Source organism: Rhodoferax aquaticus, from assembly GCF_006974105.1.
GTDB lineage: Bacteria > Pseudomonadota > Gammaproteobacteria > Burkholderiales > Burkholderiaceae_C > Allorhodoferax > Allorhodoferax aquaticus_A.
The window spans coordinates 1,445,407-1,462,404 of record NZ_CP036282.1 but is presented as its reverse complement, the minus strand read 5'-3'; the positions used below and the strand labels follow the sequence as shown (position 1 = coordinate 1,462,404).

General features: G+C 53.6%; 18 protein-coding genes. 9 read left to right on the top strand and 9 right to left on the bottom strand.

Annotated features, from left to right (window positions below):
• Positions 1-2: 2 nt before the first annotated feature.
• Together EXZ61_RS06875 and EXZ61_RS06870 are read right to left on the bottom strand one after the other, a co-directional pair.
• A complete protein-coding gene (locus EXZ61_RS06875; protein WP_142810322.1) occupies positions 3-479 on the bottom strand; it encodes a hypothetical protein in 477 nt (158 codons plus the stop codon).
• A 25-nt stretch (positions 480-504) separates the two neighbouring features.
• Positions 505-1,632 carry a cupin domain-containing protein gene (locus tag EXZ61_RS06870; RefSeq protein ID WP_142810320.1) on the bottom strand — a complete coding sequence of 376 codons (1,128 nt, stop codon included), beginning with the start codon at positions 1,630-1,632 and terminating at the stop codon, positions 505-507.
• A gap of 58 nt (positions 1,633-1,690) precedes the next feature.
• On the opposite strand from EXZ61_RS06870, the gene EXZ61_RS06865 reads away from it, so the two are divergent.
• Positions 1,691-2,224: an FKBP-type peptidyl-prolyl cis-trans isomerase gene (locus EXZ61_RS06865; protein WP_142810318.1), complete on the top strand. Its 534-nt coding sequence runs from the start codon at positions 1,691-1,693 to the stop codon at positions 2,222-2,224.
• A 13-nt stretch (positions 2,225-2,237) separates the two neighbouring features.
• Here EXZ61_RS06865 and dut read toward each other — a convergent pair whose 3' ends face one another.
• Positions 2,238-2,684 (bottom strand): dUTP diphosphatase, encoded by a 447-nt coding sequence (gene dut / locus EXZ61_RS06860; protein ID WP_142810316.1) that lies wholly within the window; start codon positions 2,682-2,684, stop codon positions 2,238-2,240.
• 10 nt (positions 2,685-2,694) lie between these two features.
• A complete protein-coding gene (gene coaBC, locus EXZ61_RS06855) occupies positions 2,695-3,915 on the bottom strand; it encodes a bifunctional phosphopantothenoylcysteine decarboxylase/phosphopantothenate--cysteine ligase CoaBC (protein ID WP_142810314.1) in 1,221 nt (406 codons plus the stop codon).
• 142 nt (positions 3,916-4,057) lie between these two features.
• Between coaBC and EXZ61_RS06850 the strand changes: the two genes are divergently transcribed.
• The 5 genes from EXZ61_RS06850 (at position 4,058) to EXZ61_RS06830 (ending at position 8,920) form a co-directional block, all read left to right on the top strand.
• Positions 4,058-5,728, top strand: a complete 1,671-nt coding sequence (locus EXZ61_RS06850) for a CTP synthase (protein ID WP_142810312.1) — start codon at positions 4,058-4,060, stop codon at positions 5,726-5,728.
• Complete coding sequence (kdsA, locus tag EXZ61_RS06845) at positions 5,725-6,579, top strand: 3-deoxy-8-phosphooctulonate synthase (protein WP_142810310.1); 855 nt, start codon at positions 5,725-5,727, stop codon at positions 6,577-6,579. The genes EXZ61_RS06850 and kdsA overlap by 4 nt, the downstream gene beginning before the upstream one ends.
• Before the next feature lie 81 nt (positions 6,580-6,660).
• Positions 6,661-7,944 (top strand): phosphopyruvate hydratase, encoded by a 1,284-nt coding sequence (eno, locus tag EXZ61_RS06840; protein WP_142810308.1) that lies wholly within the window; start codon positions 6,661-6,663, stop codon positions 7,942-7,944.
• Positions 7,945-7,977: 33 nt separating this feature from the next.
• The gene (locus EXZ61_RS06835; RefSeq protein ID WP_142810306.1) at positions 7,978-8,253 is read left to right on the top strand and encodes a septum formation initiator family protein; all 276 of its coding nucleotides are present in this window, start codon (positions 7,978-7,980) and stop codon (positions 8,251-8,253) included.
• Positions 8,254-8,272: 19 nt separating this feature from the next.
• A complete protein-coding gene (locus tag EXZ61_RS06830) occupies positions 8,273-8,920 on the top strand; it encodes an AAA family ATPase (protein WP_142810304.1) in 648 nt (215 codons plus the stop codon).
• On the opposite strand, the gene hslO is transcribed toward EXZ61_RS06830, so the two are convergent.
• Complete coding sequence (hslO, locus tag EXZ61_RS06825; protein ID WP_142810302.1) at positions 8,897-9,886, bottom strand: Hsp33 family molecular chaperone HslO; 990 nt, start codon at positions 9,884-9,886, stop codon at positions 8,897-8,899. The two genes, EXZ61_RS06830 and hslO, sit on opposite strands and share 24 nt — an antisense overlap.
• A 44-nt stretch (positions 9,887-9,930) precedes the next feature.
• Complete coding sequence (locus EXZ61_RS06820; RefSeq protein ID WP_142810300.1) at positions 9,931-10,455, bottom strand: gamma carbonic anhydrase family protein; 525 nt, start codon at positions 10,453-10,455, stop codon at positions 9,931-9,933.
• Positions 10,456-10,493: 38 nt separating this feature from the next.
• Between EXZ61_RS06820 and EXZ61_RS06815 the strand changes: the two genes are divergently transcribed.
• Both EXZ61_RS06815 and EXZ61_RS06810 read left to right on the top strand, forming a co-directional pair.
• Positions 10,494-11,285: a ferritin-like domain-containing protein gene (locus EXZ61_RS06815; RefSeq protein WP_142810298.1), complete on the top strand. Its 792-nt coding sequence runs from the start codon at positions 10,494-10,496 to the stop codon at positions 11,283-11,285.
• Between the two features lie 64 nt (positions 11,286-11,349).
• Positions 11,350-12,603 carry an EAL and HDOD domain-containing protein gene (locus tag EXZ61_RS06810; RefSeq protein ID WP_142810295.1) on the top strand — a complete coding sequence of 418 codons (1,254 nt, stop codon included), beginning with the start codon at positions 11,350-11,352 and terminating at the stop codon, positions 12,601-12,603.
• A 39-nt stretch (positions 12,604-12,642) separates the two neighbouring features.
• Here EXZ61_RS06810 and xerD read toward each other — a convergent pair whose 3' ends face one another.
• Entirely contained in the window at positions 12,643-13,551 is a 909-nt protein-coding gene (gene xerD / locus EXZ61_RS06805; RefSeq protein ID WP_142810293.1) for a site-specific tyrosine recombinase XerD, read from the bottom strand.
• Positions 13,548-14,510, bottom strand: a complete 963-nt coding sequence (locus EXZ61_RS06800; protein WP_142810292.1) for a tripartite tricarboxylate transporter substrate binding protein BugE — start codon at positions 14,508-14,510, stop codon at positions 13,548-13,550. Before EXZ61_RS06800 ends, xerD begins: the two co-directional genes overlap by 4 nt.
• A gap of 136 nt (positions 14,511-14,646) precedes the next feature.
• On the opposite strand from EXZ61_RS06800, the gene EXZ61_RS06795 reads away from it, so the two are divergent.
• Positions 14,647-15,564 carry an AEC family transporter gene (locus EXZ61_RS06795; protein ID WP_142810290.1) on the top strand — a complete coding sequence of 306 codons (918 nt, stop codon included), beginning with the start codon at positions 14,647-14,649 and terminating at the stop codon, positions 15,562-15,564.
• A gap of 8 nt (positions 15,565-15,572) precedes the next feature.
• Here the strand turns inward: EXZ61_RS06795 and EXZ61_RS06790 are convergent, their stop codons facing one another.
• The gene (locus EXZ61_RS06790) at positions 15,573-16,616 is read right to left on the bottom strand and encodes a M14 family zinc carboxypeptidase (protein ID WP_142810288.1); all 1,044 of its coding nucleotides are present in this window, start codon (positions 16,614-16,616) and stop codon (positions 15,573-15,575) included.
• Between the last annotated feature and the right edge of the window lie 382 nt (positions 16,617-16,998).

The following is a 16,998-nucleotide window of genomic DNA, read 5'->3' as shown; positions in this document are numbered from 1 at the left end:
CACTATAGGCCCAAAACTGTGGCAGGAAACCCAGGGCTACTTTGTTTGTGCACCTCATTCAATGCCTCTTTTAGGTGCGCCACGCCCAACGCATCATTGCTAACAATGCCACGAAAACGCGCCGGGTCTAAACGCTGAACATAGGTTGACGGCATCCACATTGCGCTTGGGAACTCAGTTGCATCCCACTGTTTAGCAACACGGCACTCCACTATGTGTCCCCACATACGACGCCACTCCACAAAACGTGGATGTTTACGAGGAATCACGTCAAAGTTGTGGGCGAGTATGACCAACCGTCTGTGTCGATTGGCCCAAACATTTAGCGCGTCAATGACTGACTTTTCACACAAAGGCCAATCGAAAAAATCCGCATCACTCCACACCATCTCGCGAACACCTTGTGCAGCAGCATCCGCAACTGCATCACGAATCAGTTGCGCAAAAGCGGTGGGCCCTTCAAACGTACTGTTTTGCATACGACTAAAACGCCAATTTTGTCGCTCACTTCGGGTAGGCCCAGCCAGACTCACACCACGTCAACAACAGCGCATGCGCCGCGCGACTTAAGCTCCTGACCTGCTTAGCATCGAGCATGCGCTGATTCGCAAATATGCGCATTAGGTCAGCATCGCGGCCAGCAGCCACATAGCTTTCACCGTTGATAAAGATGTGCGCACTGTCATAGACCATGCGGGTTTTGCGATCTAATCCGACCCCACCAGAGATCTCATCCACAACATCCCCTTCGAACCAGACGTCGGGTTTGGGTTCACTAAGGTACTCACCCAAAGCGCGCTGCAAGGCAAGTGGATCACGCAATGCATCTTCCATTGCCTTGTTAGCAAACTCGATGAGCGCAGCAGGCACTTCCGCAGCTTGGGTCACTGCGTCTTGCTTAGGGTCCTTGTAGATAGCATCGCCCACCTCGTCGGCTGCTTGCTCGGCAAAGCTCATGAGCACCTCACGCGCAAGCTCTCCTGCCTGCGGAGAACGGAACCCGATGGAGTACGTCATGCAATCGCCTTCGGCAATGCCATCATGGGCATATCTTGGAGGCAAATACAGCATGTCACCGGCCTCCAAAACAAATTCTTCCTCGGGTTCAAAATTCGCAAGTATTTTCAAAGGCATGTTTGGTAGCAAGGCCATATCCTTCTGCCGGCCTATGCGCCATCGCCGTTTGCCATGCGCTTGCAGCAAAAAAACGTCGTAGCTGTCGAAATGCGGTCCAACGCCGCCGCCATCGCTGGCGTAGCTAATCATGACGTCATCCAAGCGCGCGTCAGGTATGAAGCGAAACTGCGACATCAGCAGATGCACTCGCTCATCGTGCAAGTCAACGCCTTGCACCAGCAAAGTCCAACCGGGCTGTTTGAAAGCAGGCAAAGCGCGCCGAGCGAAGGGGCCATGCCGAAACTTCCAACTGCTGTTCGGCTCGCGTGACTGCACGATCAGCCTAGACTGCACGTCGTCGTGTGCAGCCATATCTAACAGGCCCGCCCGATCCACCGGCGGAACAAATCCCGGGATCGCTTGGCGAATGACCAAAGGCTTTTTGTGCCAGTGGCGTTGCATGAAGACTTTTGGGGTCAGGCCGCCCAATAGTTGAAGAGGTTCGTTGATGTTCATAGCTAGTATTTTGCAGGTGATATGGACAACTGAGAAAGCAAACTGCGACAATTCACGGATGGAAATTTCTCAAAACTGTGTGGTCGCACTGACCTGGACGCTCAAAGACACCTTGGGTGAGGAACTGGACGTACTCGATGATCCGGTCGAGTTTCTGATTGGGGGCAATGACCTGCTGCCTGCCATTGAAGAAGCACTTCAAGGGCACAGCGCAGGTGCCAAAATCAATCTGCAAATTGAACCGGAGCAAGCCTTTGGGGACTTTAACGATCAACTTATTTTTTTAGAGCCTCGCAAACTTTTCCCGCCCGAACTTGAAGAAGGCCAAATTCTGGAGGGCGCTGCCCTGCCAGAAGGATGCAATCCTGAAGCGCCTAAAGATGCGCTGTACGCAGTGACTGACATTTACCCTGAGCACGTAGTACTGGACGGAAACCACCCCCTCGCGGGAATCGCTATTCGCATCAGCTTGCTGGTGGTATCCGTGCGAGAGGCCAAGCCCGAAGAGGTGGAGCAAGGTTCAACCGGTAGTAACTTCTTTAGAGTCCAACCTGCGCACACCTCGCCAGGTGGCAATGACACGTTGCACTAAGTCAAGCACTCGATTAGCTTTTCCCGGTAGACCCATACCCCGCCTCGCCACGCTGCGAGGCGGGAAATTCACCCACTATGTTGAATTCCGCTTGGACAACCGGAACAATGACCAGTTGCGCAATTCGCTCCATGGGGGCGATGGTAAAGGCCGTTGAGCTACGATTCCAAGCACTGACCATGAGCTGGCCTTGGTAATCACTGTCAATCAAACCCACCAGGTTTCCTAAAACGATCCCATGCTTATGGCCTAGTCCAGAGCGCGGAAGTATCAATGCTGCATAAGCAGGATCTGCGAGGTATACAGCCATACCCGTCGGCACCAATTGCCAAGCATTGGGTTCCAGAGTTAGCGGCTCGTTTAGGCATGCACGCAGATCTAAGCCTGCGCTTCCGGGGGTGGCGTAGCTGGGCAGCTGCTCTGCAAGCCGAGGGTCGAGAATTTTGACGTCAATTTTCATAGGTAAGTGTTTAAACGGTGACACGGCTTAGCCGCTTTGCAATTTCGGCCACAAGCTGTCGAGCCAAGTTGAGTTTGGAATTGCGCGGCATCTCCAAGACTCCCTTGTCATCAATCAGCAACAATGCGTTGTCGTCTTGGCCAAAAGTGGCAGGGCCAATATTACCGACCAGCAAAGGTATCGCTTTTTTCAAGCGCTTGGCGCTTGCATGGGCCAAGAGGTCGTTGCTTTCTGCTGCGAATCCAACGCAGTACAGTTCACCACGCTGCGCACGCTCTGAGCGCGCGACTGTCGCCAAGATATCTGGATTTTCCACAAAAGCGAGCTGCGGCGTTTGCCCAGACCCATCCTTCTTGATTTTTTGGCCAGATGCATGGGCTGGGCGCCAATCGGCAACGGCGGCAGTTGCTACAAAAATTGTAGCGGCATCTGCATACGAAACAGTGGCTTCCAGCATTTGACTTGCAGACTTCACATTGATGCGCTGCACACCCCGTGGCGTTTCCAGCGTAACGGGGCCAGCCACTAGCGTTACTTGAGCGCCCGCCTCCCTTGCGGCCTTTGCAATAGCAAACCCCATTTTTCCGCTCGATAAGTTGGTGATTCCTCGCACCGGGTCAATCGCCTCAAATGTGGGCCCGGCGGTGACTAGGACGTGCTGCCCCAACAAGACTTTGGGCTGGAAAAATGCCACCACGTCTTGGGCTATCTCGTGCGGCTCAAGCATGCGACCATTGCCGACTTCCCCACATGCTTGATCGCCAGTGCCAACGCCCAACACCAAAGCTCCATCACGTCTCACTTGGTCCAAGTTCCGCTGGGTTGCAGGGTGCTCCCACATCTCCCGGTTCATCGCGGGCGCCAGTATCAACGGGACCGTCTGTATAGGGCGGGCTAGGCACATGAGGCTCAACAAATCGTCTGCACGTCCATGGGACAGTTTCTCAACAAAGTCTGCACTGCAGGGCGCAATCACAATCGCATCCGCAGCGCGGCTCAAGTTGATATGCGCCATGTTGTTGGGCTCTCGGTTATCCCACTGTGCGACGTAAACGGAACGATTACTCAATGCCTGCATGGTTACCGGCGTAATGAACTCGCAGGCAGCTTGGGTCATCACCACCTGCACGATGGCCCCCTCCTTCACCAGAGTCCGGCACAACTCGGCCGCCTTGTAACAGGCAACACCGCCTGTCAAGCCCAAAACAATGTGTTTTCCGTTCAAGTCCATGGCACTACTCAGTCTTTCTTCGTTGGGTCGGGCGTAGTTGCTGCCCCGTTCACAAAAAGGCATCAAGTCGCAGTGAGGCAATGTAGCAGACGCCTATAATCTCGCTTTACCACCTCTCCGAACCCACAGGTTCGCCCCTGACATGACCAAATTTGTCTTCGTCACTGGCGGTGTAGTGTCTTCCCTTGGCAAGGGAATCGCCTCTGCCTCCTTAGCTGCGATATTGGAATCGCGAGGCCTCACAGTCACTTTAATCAAGCTTGACCCCTACCTCAACGTTGATCCGGGGACCATGTCGCCGCTGCAGCATGGAGAGGTGTTCGTTACAGACGACGGTGCTGAAACTGATTTGGACTTGGGCCATTACGAGCGTTTCATCGAAACGCGTATGCGCAAAGCGAACAACTTCACCACCGGCCAAATTTACAAAAGTGTGCTCGACAAAGAACGTCGTGGGGACTATTTGGGCAAGACTGTGCAAGTCATCCCCCATGTCACCAACGAAATTCAAGAGTTCGTCAAACGTGGTGCTCGCTTTGGCGAGTCAGATGCTGTTGACGTTGCGATCGTGGAGGTTGGCGGCACTGTAGGCGACATTGAGTCCCTTCCGTTCCTGGAAGCAGTGCGCCAAATGAGCTTGAAGCTTGGCCCCAACAACACCGCATTTGTACACCTGAGCTACGTCCCGTGGATTGCTGCCGCGGGCGAACTCAAAACCAAACCCACACAGCACACAGCGAAGCAGCTTCGAGAAATCGGCATTCAAGCTGACGCTCTGTTGTGCCGAGCTGATCGCCGCATTCCAGACGAAGAGCGCCAAAAGATATCCCTTTTCTCTAACGTACCTGAGTGGGGAGTTATCTCCATGTGGGACGTAGACACCATCTACAAGGTCCCACGTATGCTGCATGAGCAGGGCCTTGATGGCCTTATTTGTGACAAGTTGCGACTAAACACTCCACCCGCTAACCTCAAACGCTGGGATGACTTGGTGTATGAGACTGAGCATCCACGCGGAGAAGTCAACATTGCGATGGTAGGCAAGTACGTGGATTTGTCTGATAGCTACAAATCTCTGAACGAGGCTTTGCGCCACGCAGGCATGAAGAATCATGTGAAGGTCCGTATTGGGTATGTGGACTCTGAAACCATCAATGCCAACAACGTAGACCAATTGGCAAACTACGATGCCGTCTTGGTTCCCGGTGGTTTTGGCAAGCGAGGAGTCGAGGGCAAAATCACAGCAGCCCAATATGCCAGAGAAAACAAGATACCTTATTTGGGCATTTGCTTGGGGATGCAAGTCGCAACCATTGAGTTTGCACGCCATGTGGCGGGCATGTCCGACGCCAACAGCACCGAGTTCGAAGCAGAGTGTAGGTTCCCGGTGATCGCCTTGATCACCGAATGGAAAGACGCTGACGGTACGATTAAAACTCGTGACAAAAACTCGGACCTCGGCGGCACCATGCGCCTAGGCGCGCAAAGCTCTGATGTAACTTCCGGCACGTTGGCCCACAGCATCTACGGCGATATCGTGACGGAACGCCACCGCCACCGCTACGAAGCCAATGTCAATTATTTAGACGAACTACGTTCAGCAGGATTGGTGATATCTGCCCTAACGCAGCGAGAGAAGCTCACTGAAATGGTGGAGTTACCGCGCGAAGTACATCCTTGGTACGTGGGCGTGCAGTTCCATCCAGAGTTCAAGTCTACGCCTTGGAATGGACACCCTCTTTTCAATGCATTCATTAGCGCGGCTTTGACCCACCAAGGCATCTCAGCAACAGAGAAAGCGACTGCAGTATGAAACTCTGTGGATTCGACATAGGTCTTGAACATAAATTGTTTTTGATCGCGGGCCCTTGCGTGATTGAATCTGAGCAGCTGCAAATGGACACGGCTGGTACGCTCAAAGAGATTACAAGTGCGCTAGGGATACCCTTTATTTTCAAAAGCAGTTTTGATAAAGCTAACCGTTCGAGTGGCAGCACGTTTCGTGGACCTGGCATAGATAAAGGCCTAGAGATACTGGCAAAGGTCAAGCGCGAACTCAATATTCCTGTGTTGACTGACATTCACTCTGAAGATCAAATTGCCCAGGTCGCTTCTGTGGTGGACGTGCTTCAAACCCCTGCGTTTCTATGTCGACAAACCGACTTCATTCGCGCAGTGGCGCAGTCTGGAAAACCTGTCAACATCAAGAAAGGCCAGTTTCTTGCCCCGGGCGACATGAAAAACGTGATTGACAAAGCGCGTGTAGCCGCATTGGAAGCAGGACTCCCCCAAGACAACTTTATGGCCTGTGAACGTGGCGCCAGTTTTGGGTACAACAACTTGGTAAGCGACATGCGCTCTTTGGCCATCATGCGTGACACTGGGGCACCTGTTGTGTTTGACGCCACCCACTCAGTGCAGCTACCCGGGGGACAAGGCACCAGCAGTGGAGGCCAACGGGAAATGGTACCCGTGCTCGCGCGGGCCGCTGTGGCAGTTGGAGTGGCGGGCTTGTTCATGGAGACGCATCCAGACCCCTCAAAAGCAATGAGCGATGGCCCCAACGCGGTGCCACTTCGCCACATGAAGGCCTTGCTAGAAACCTTGGTAGCCCTAGATTACGTAACCAAAAAAACTTCATTCTTAGAGAACAATTTCAACTAAACATCGCATGATGCTTGGTGAGTTCTTCTCCGAATTTTTTGAAAACCCGCAGTTTGTGATTTTTACTTTGAAAGATAAAAAATGAGCGCAATTGTTGACATCGTCGGCCGTGAAATTTTGGATTCTCGTGGCAACCCAACCGTGGAATGTGATGTGTTGCTGGAGTCAGGAACCATGGGCCGTGCAGCGGTTCCGTCTGGTGCTTCCACAGGCTCACGAGAAGCCATGGAACTGCGCGATGGCGACAAGAAGCGCTATTTGGGAAAAGGCGTTCTGAAAGCGGTGGAATTCATCAACACGGAAATCGCCGAAGCGGTACTGGGATTGGATGCCTCGGAACAAGCATTCTTAGACAAGACATTGATCGACTTGGACGGCACTGAAAACAAATCACGCTTGGGCGCCAATGCAATTTTGGCCGTTTCAATGGCGGTAGCGCGTGCAGCGGCCGAAGAATCTGGTTTGCCTTTATACCGTTACTTTGGGGGCATGGCGGCGGTGCAAATGCCGGTTCCAATGATGAACGTTGTCAATGGTGGCGCACATGCCAACAACAACCTTGACCTGCAAGAACTGATGATCATCCCCGTGGGTGCGCCTACATTCAGGGAAGCCGTGCGTTACGGTGCTGAGGTTTTCCATGCGCTCAAGAAAATTCTGCATGACAAAGGCATGAGCATCGCTGTGGGTGACGAGGGAGGTTTCGCCCCCAATGTACCTAGCCATGAAGCGGCCATTCAATTGATTTTGGAAGCTATCGACAAGGCAGGATTTGTGGCTGGCGAGCAAATTGCGCTGGGGCTTGATTGCGCTGCCTCTGAGTTTTACAAAGATGGCAAGTACGTGCTCAGCGGCGAAGGCTTGACCTTGGATGCACAAGAGTGGACTAACATCCTAGCCACTTGGGTCGACAAGTACCCCATCATTAGCATTGAGGACGGCATGGCCGAAGGGGACTGGGATGGCTGGAAGCTGCTAACCGACCGATTGGGCAAAAAAGTGCAGATCGTAGGTGATGACTTGTTTGTGACCAACACAAAGATCTTGCAAGAAGGTATCGACAAGCGTATCGCCAATTCAATCCTGATCAAGATCAATCAAATTGGAACGTTGACGGAGACGTTTGCAGCGATTGAGATGGCAAAGCGTGCTGGCTACACCGCAGTGATCAGCCACCGCTCAGGCGAAACAGAAGACTCCACCATTTCTGACATCGCAGTTGGAACCAATGCTGGACAAATCAAGACAGGTTCCTTGAGCCGTTCTGACCGTATGGCTAAGTACAACCAATTGCTGCGCATAGAAGAAGACTTGGGTGATATCGCTGTGTACCCAGGACGTGCTGCTTTCTACAACTTGCGTTAAGCCGCACAAGCCTCAGCCAACCACTCGCACGCCATGGTAAACCGACTTGTTCCAGTGCTTTTGATTGCATTGCTTGCAGTCGTCCATGGCCAGCTGTGGTTTGGAAGAGGCAGTCTTCCCAACGTTGCGAAGTTAAGCGCACAGCTGGAAGAGCAAAAGAAAAAGAATGTGCTAGCCGCACAAGATAGCGCGCGGCTGAGCGCAGAGATTCATGACCTTAAAGAGGGGCTAGAAATCGTCGAAGAAAAAGCCCGTTCTGAGCTAGCCATGGTGAAGACCAACGAGCTGTTTATTCAAATCGCTCGCTAATTCAAACCCAATCCCTGCAATGAAGATTGCAATACTTGGAGCGGAGTCCACCGGCAAAACCGAGCTCGCCCGCGCACTTTTTGGGGCACTCGATCAGCCTGCTGGCAGCGCCATTTGGGTTGCTGAGGCCTTGCGAGAATGGTGTTCTAAGCACCAACGAACTCCCGCGCCAACTGAGCAATGGTCTATTGCGCAAGAGCAGACCCTCAGGATACAGGCATCCCGTCGTCAGAAGTATGTGATCGCTGACACCACAGCCCTGATGACTGCCATCTATAGCGATGTTTTGTTTAGCGACTCCACTCTGTACGGGCCTGCATTGAGTGCACACCGTGAGATGGACCTCACACTAGTGACCGGACTGGACTTGCCGTGGATTGCTGACGGCATACAACGTGACAGCCCGCAAGGGCGAGAGCGCATAGATATGCGATTACGTGAAGTGTTAGGGCTACACCGCATCCATTACAGCCTTATCTATGGCGTGGGCACCAATCGCTTGGACAATGCCTTGAAGGCCATTGCGCAGCATTCCGCTTGCCAAGAAGCGAAAAGCCAACCAGCTTGTTGGCAGTGGACGTGCAACAACTGCTCTGATCCAGCATGTGAGTTCCGCATTTTCTCGACCCTCACATCACAAGGATCAGTGGGCTTTGGAGTCCCCTGAAACTGCTTGGGCGGGGTCGGTGAATAGTTGAGCCGCGTCCACCGCATCGAATCGGTATTGAACTCCACAAAACTCGCAGCCCACTTCAATGGTTTCGCGCTCGCTGAGAATGTCCTCAGCCTCTTCGCGCCCCAATCCCACGATCATTCGCGCCACGCGCTCTCGGCTGCAATTGCATGCAAAGCGCGGCGCATTGTCACCGGCGGCAGGTTCGAAGCGGGTGATTTGCTCCTCCCAGAACAAGCGGCGCAGTATGGTGTCTGCATCTAAGCTTAACAACTCCTCTTTTTTTAGGCTGCTCGCCAAAATGGCTATACGGTTGTAATCCTCATTACGGCCTATTTGGTCTTCGTTTTCTTTGGCGACCATGCTGCCGGCTAAGTTGGCACTCCCTTGCATAGGTAGGCGTTGAATCAAAAGCCCAGCGGCTATCTTCTCGTCCGCAGCCAGCACCAAAGTGGTGTCGAGTTGCTCGCTTTGCAGCATGTAATGCTCCAGCACCGCACTGAGGTTTTCAATAGGCTTTCCATGGTCGTCAAACAAGGGGACGACGCCTTGATAGGGTTGCTGCCCAGGGAATTTCATGCGCGGGTCTAAAGTAATCGCACAGCGCCCTTCATTCGAAACATTCACCATCTGTGAAAGACTAGCGCCCTGTTCCACCTTATGCGCAACCGTAGCTGTTGCACGCAATGAGGCATCAGCCTGCACCTCTACAACAGCCAACTTCACTGGCCCATCACCAAAAATCTGTAAGACCAACGCCCCATCAAATTTGATGTTGGACTGCATCAGTGAAGCCGCCGCCACCATTTCCCCCAGCATCTCGCGCACCGGCTGGGCATACGCCCCGGTGGTAGTGCTACTCGCTCGCCGCGCAAGTATCTCAGTCCAAGTGTCCGTTAATCGAACCAATATGCCTCGCACCGGAAGGCCATCAAAAATAAACTTGTGCAATTCAGACATCTATATCTCCATTCAGGCCGCTGTACATGGGGGCGCTCTCTGGCTTATCCAGTCTTCTTCAGCCCATTCTTAAAGCGTCGCGCGTTTTCAACATAATGCGCAGCACTCATTTGCAAAGCTGCCTGTTGCTCCGCGCTCAGTGCACGAACCGCCTTAGCGGGGCTGCCAATGATCATGCTGCCGTCGGGAAATTCCTTGCCTTCGGTCACGAGCGCACCAGCTCCGACGATACAGCCTTTTCCAATGACTGCTCCGTTGAGGACCACTGCACCAATACCAATCAACGAACCGTCACCTACAGTGCAGCCATGCAACATGACTTTGTGGCCTACGGTAACGTGGGCACCGATTTGCAGTGGCTTGCCAAAGTCAGCGTGCAAAACGCTGCCATCTTGAATATTGCTTCCCTGCCCCACTGTGATGACATCGGTGTCCCCACGGACGATGGCCCCAAACCAAATGCTCACATCGTCTGCAAGTGTGACTTTGCCCATGACTTGTGCGCTGTCAGCGACCCAAGCCGATGGGGCGACGTAGGGGGCAACCCCATCCAACTCGTAGATAGCCATCACGATCTCCTTGGGTCAAAAAGCCTAGAATTGTACGTATGCAACTGAGACACAGCGCCTACCATGCTTTTGGCATGCAGGACCCCATAGAGAAAGCACTTGCCACTCAGGCGATGTGGGACTCGCGAGCAACGCTTGCGATTGAAAGCCTCACACAGTTTCCTCGCTTAGATTTGCCGGGATTGCCGGATACACCTCGCATCGTGCCTCCGCAAGACGTACCCAAACGCTCGCCATTTACACCACTGGGTCACGCCTCTCTCATTCACTCGATTGCCCACATCGAATTCAATGCAATCAACTTAGCTTTAGATGCAGTTTGGCGGTTTACAGGTATGCCAGATGCCTTCTATGTGGATTGGGCTGGAGTGGCCCAAGAAGAGGCCAAGCACTTCTTGCTGCTTCGCGCGCATTTGCAAACGCTGGGTTACGACTATGGCGATTTTGATGCCCATGACGGGCTGTGGACCATTTGCCGGTCCACGCAAGATGACATCATTGCGCGCATGGCGTTAGTGCCACGCACCTTAGAGGCGCGGGGACTTGATGCCACTCCTTTAGTCCAAAACAAGTTACGAAAAGTTGGCACACCTTCCGCACTTGAAGCTGTCGCGATTTTGGACCTTATTCTGAAAGAAGAGGTGGGGCATGTTGCCATCGGAAACCGCTGGTATGCATGGCTATGCCAACGCGACGGACACGACCCTTTAGAGTTTCACAGGCAAGCCGTCATTGCCCACAGAGCGCCGCGCCCCAAACCACCGCACAATCTGGAGGCACGCCAACAAGCGGGGTTCACTGCCGCCGAGCTGCAAGCGTTAACCGCATAGTTCAATGGGCCCATGCAAAGCTGCCCTGAACTCTAGACTTGACAATTGGTAACCCGTAAGCGCAATGAATACACACCCTCCGGATAACGCAAACACCGCGGTCACCCAAACAGCGCCACTCATGATCGCGCGCCAAGCTGTGTTGGATCAACATCGGGCCGTATTTGGGTATGAACTGTTTGACCGCTCTGTTGCACCACACAGGCATACCGCTGCGTCAGATGCGCAACTGCTCTTCAACGCATTGTCAGCCGCTGATAGCGAATTTTTAAGTGGCAAAAAAACGATCTTCATCAACTGCACCCATGACACCCTTGCTGGCGGCCACCTAGACTTGGTAACTCCAGATAACGTGGTGCTAGAAATTCCCCCACTGGGAGTGACTGAGCTGGAGCAAATTCAAACCCGCTTGGTGCGATTGCAAGAAATCACCAAACGAGGCTTTCGTCTCGCATTTGACTATTCCGCGCTAACTCGCTCGTACGAGACATGGTTGCCCTTGGCCTCATTTATCAAGATCGACCTCGCGGTGGTAAAGCCAAGCACCTTAGCAAGCTATGTCAACCTAGCCCAGGCACGCTCGTCCGCGCAACTCATTGCGGAGAAGGTAGAAACTGCAGAGCAATATGAGGCAGCGTGTGCACTGGGCATCCGACTGTTTCAAGGCTACTGGTTTTCCAAACCGGTACTCATTCAGGGTCAAAAGATTCGCCCAGCGCAAGCTGCCATATTGCATTTGATCAATCTGGTTCGCCAGCAAGCCAGTACGCATGAAATTGAAGAGGTATTCAAGCGCAACCCATCTCTGTCGTTCAACCTTCTGAAGTTCATCAACTCGGCCAGTTTTGGCATGCGCACGGAAGTCACGTCATTCAAGCATGCCGTAATGCTGCTAGGGCTGAACCGTTTGTTCAAGTGGGCCGCCTTGCTCATGACAACCTCACAACCAGGGGATGCGCTGCCTGCGGTAGGCACAACCGCCGTCGTTCGAGGCCGACTCATGGAACTACTGGCGGCAGAAACTCTGGCGGCAGAAGACTCCGACCACGCATTCGTAGTAGGGGTTTTTTCCCTACTAGACACCATGCTGGGTGTGCCCATGCAAGCTGCATTGAGCGCACTCAACCTACCAGACAACGTCAGTGCAGCCCTGCTTGAGAACACGGGCCCCCTCGCCGCCTACCTGCGATTGGCCGTCGCCTGCGAAACAGGGGATGACGCAACTTTTGCGGAAGCTGCCGCTACTTTGAATCTAAGCAGCAAGCAAATCAACGGCGCACATCTAGACGCTTTGGCTTGGGCGGAGGCACTGACCTAGGGCATCCGGCGAACCAAGCGCCAGTTTTCAGAGTAGGCGCTAGCCGCGTGGGTGGTGTTGCGCATGAATGTGAGACAGTCGTTCACGTGCCACGTGGGTATAGATCGTCGTCGTCGAAATATCTGCGTGCCCTAACAGCATTTGAACGGCACGCAAGTCCGCCCCATGGTTGAGCAAATGCGTCGCAAACGCATGGCGCAGTGTATGTGGGGACAGTGGCACCAAAATCCCCGCGTGCAGCGCGTACTTCTTGACTAGCATCCAAAACATCACACGCGTCATCGCAGATCCCGGGTCACGACCTTTACTGCTGACAAACAAGTCCGTGGTTTGCTTTCCGGCAAGCAACTCTGCGCGAGCGCCCGCCAGATACTTGCGCAACCATTGACTTGCTACCTCTCCAAAGGGGACCAAGCGCTCCTTGGTGCCTTTTCCCGTAACGCGCAACACGTTGTCGTTGAGGCCCAAGTTCAAGGTTTTAAGCGTTACCAACTCGCTCACCCGCAAGCCGCTGGCGTACATGAGCTCCAACATGGTTCTATCGCGCACCCCTAGAGCCATTGTTGTGTCTGGCGCGTGGAGCAAGGCAAGCACTTGCGCCTCTGTCAGGGTTTTTGGCACCCTCAGTGCCTGGCGCGCAGCCTGCAGCTTCAAGGTGGGATCCACTAGCACTTTACCTTCGCGCAAAGCCCACCGAAAGTAGCGTTTAAACACGGTGAGGCGCCGATTGGCTGTAGTGGCCTTGCTCTGTGCATGATTGTGCGCAAAGTACGCCTGCAAATGCTGCTCGCTCACCGCATTGAGCCCGCAAGCCGAATTCCAACGCACGAACTGGGTCAAGTCTCTGCGGTATGCCTCTAGCGTGTTTTTGGACAAACCAGCCTCCAACCAGAGTGCATCGATAAAACCATCAATGCACGCCTGGTTTTCCAACTCCTGTGGGCTCATTCCAAACGCAGTTTTGCTGAATCCACGACCTTTTTGTAAACCTCGTATTCAGACTTGATTTGCGCCGCAAACTGCTCGGGGGTGTTGCCAATCACCAAGGAACCTGTATCTTCAATCCGCTTTCTCACGGCAGGGTCTTCCAACGCCTTACGCACTGCGGCATTCACCTTGTCAACGACCTCTTTCGGCAAGCCCTTAGGTCCATAAATGCCATAGAACGCCATCCTGTTGACGGGCTCTAGACCGACCTCCTTGAAGGTGGGCACATTGGGTAACTGCGCAAGACGCTGCGGCGCAGCGACTACGATAGGCACCAATCGGTTAGATTGAATGAACGGCAATGCAGACGGCATATTGTCAAACGTCATCAAGACCTGGCCCGCTACCGTGTCGTTCAGCGCGGGGCCTGCACCTCGGTAGGGAATGTGGGTAATGAAACTGCCGGTCAAACTCTTGAACAACTCCATCTGCAAGTGGCCGATTCCGCCCGTTCCAGACGACGAAAATGAGTACAAACCAGGCCGGCTTTTCACCTCTGCCAAGAACCCTTTGTAGTCTTTTGCGGGAAAGCTGGGATGTACTGCAATCACGTTAGGGGTAGCAGCGATATTGACAATGGGTGTGAAATCCGTCAGCGGGTTGTACGGATTTTTAGGATTGATCGCGGGGTTGGAAGCCACGGTAGACACCGTCGCCATACCCAAGGAGTAGCCATCAGCGGCAGACTTGGCAGTTTCGTTCGCGCCCACGACGCCACCACCACCCGCCTTGTTTTCAACCACAACGCTTTGCCCCAAGGCTTTGGCCAATGGCTCGGCGATCACCCGCGCGATGATGTCGGTGGTGCCACCGGGGGCGAAGGGCACTTGCAACTTAATGGGCTTATTGGGATAGGCTTGTCCAAAGGCCATTCCAGAAATGCCAGCCATGCTAAGGGCCAGCAAGGTACGTCTAAACATATGAAGAGTCTCCTATAAATTGGGCGCTTGCCCATGACACTATTTTCAGTACTATCTGCCAAATAAACGGGACTCATGCAGCCTGGCAGCTAGGTAGATACCCCTCCCAGGGTAGCCAAGCTGCTATTCTCCTCGTGTGAACTACGCCCAGCTTCTTTTCCCAGACTTCTCCCTCATCTTGTGTGGCTACCTGATTTGTCGGTTTACCGCACTCAACCGCGCGGTTTGGGGACAGGTGGAGGTACTGGTGTATTACCTCTTGTTTCCGGTGTTGTTGTTTCACTCCATCGTAAAAAGCCCCTTGGACTTCGACGCAGCTTCAAGCCTCATAGGCGCAGGCTGGGCTATGGGCTTGTCTGGCATCGCATTGGCGTATGTGTTGCCCCACCTGCCCGGACTCGCCACGCATATCGATCGGCGAGACCACGCGTCCAGCGCCCAGGTGGCGTTTCGCTTTAACTCTTTTATTGGCCTCGCCATTGCTGATCGAGTCGCAGGCCCCCAAGGCCTTTCTCTAATTGCTGTGTTGATTGGCGTTTGCGTACCTCTGTTCAACGTGGCTGCGGTTTGGCCCATGGCAAAACAAGGCAACGCAGGGTTTCTGCGCGAACTTGTGCGAAACCCTCTCATCATTGCCACTGCGTCGGGACTTGCCGCCAATCTAATGGGCTTCGTGCTTCCGACATGGCTTGAACCGACGGTATCACGCTTGGGCGCAGCGTCCCTCGCCTTGGGCCTGATGGCTGCGGGTGCTGGCATGCAACTAGGGGCACTAGCAAAAGGCAAAGCATTGGCAATCGCGGTGCTTTCCATCCGGCATTTTTTGCTACCCCTGGTTGCGCTCGGAATGGCATACCTATTTGCGCTTGACACCACCCAAACCACCGTGCTATTAGCGTTTTCGGCCCTACCCACAGCGTCGAGTTGCTATGTGCTCGCTGCCCGCATGGGCTATGACGGTGCTTACGTCGCGGGCTTAGTCACACTGTCCACGCTTTTGGGTGTAGTGAGCCTCCCGTTTGCTCTAGGGTTACTTAGGCCTCTTGCGCAATAGGTTTTCCCTCAGTACCACTGCTGGAGCGCTTGCACATGCTGCTGCCTACGCTGGGGCTCATCTATGGGTAGCCAGGATGGTGCGCTGCACGCAGCCCGAGCCATAAAGTCAAGAAGCCCCATGTGGCGGCGCAACACGCGCTGCTGGCGATGCTCAATCAGCGGATTGAAAAACCCGTGACGGCTGAACAATTGCCTCGGGTTCTTTTTAATCCAAAGCCACGAACCCATTTCCAGAGTCAAGGGCAAGAAAATGCGATCAGGGTTCTGTCTTGATCGCAAATACAAGTAGTCCCATAAATCTCCATGGGTCAGGTACTGGAGACTTTGGGGCTCAAAGATGTATTGGTTATGACTATGCGTGGTTTGAAAGATTTCGTTGAGCGCATGCATCTCAGCCAAGTGATGGAAAGGCTGGCGGGTGTGCGCGAACGGGAACCACAAGCGATCGCTCAACCCAAAGCCTGAATGACAATCGACTGAAATACTAAATTTGCGAGACAACAGCTCCTGATCAACCACCGAGCACAAGGCTTGACTCTCGGCCTCCATAGGCTCACCCAAGCGCCCTCGGTACCAAGGCAGTCTGGGGCTGACACGCTGCCCCCCTACCCACGACGGCACACGCTCCACCGCATCGACAGGCGCATTGCGCATCAAATCAACCCCATTTGGATTTGCACGGGTGCCTTGCAGCAACCCGCCTGGATTCACCAAAGGCATAAACACTAAGCGCAAGGACTCGAGCTGATGATGCAAAGTATGGTCCCATCCCAAGCGGATGAGCAGGCTATTCAGAAATGCCAGCACGACCTCTGCACCAATACGCTCCAAGCCGTGCACGCCTCCAAAAAAACCGATTGCAGGGACATCCGGGCTGGGGTTGCCCAGTGTGATGGCGTAGACGGGTAAGCGATTGCCCCAGCACTCCACTTCTTGAACTACCCGCACCTCCGCCCGGTCGCCCGCGAGCTGCAAGATGCGCTCTAACTCCACCAGTTCAGTTAACTTATCGCGTAGCAATGCAGCCCCTTGGTAATGGCGGACGAGCATACCGTAGCAATTGACCCACACCAATCGTTATCTGAGACCAACTGCCACGATTTCGTCACATTGGCTATCTACATTGGCTCGGTGTTTAACCAAACTCCATGAGGTAACCATGCTCTTTCAAATTCTTGGTTTACAACGCTTATTGGATAAGCTCTTCGAGGACAACTGGCTTGAGCCGTTGGCGATCATTGAAATCTAAACGCCCTCAAATTGGCACAATTGTTGCTGTAGCCTTCGCTATACTTGGTGGGTTAGGCGAAGTGATGGCACTACACCGCTTACGACGTCTACAAAAAATATCACTTAAGTGAATCATAGACAGGGAGAGAAAATGGATAACGATTCGGAATTTCAAACCAACGATGTGCAACTGCCATGCCCA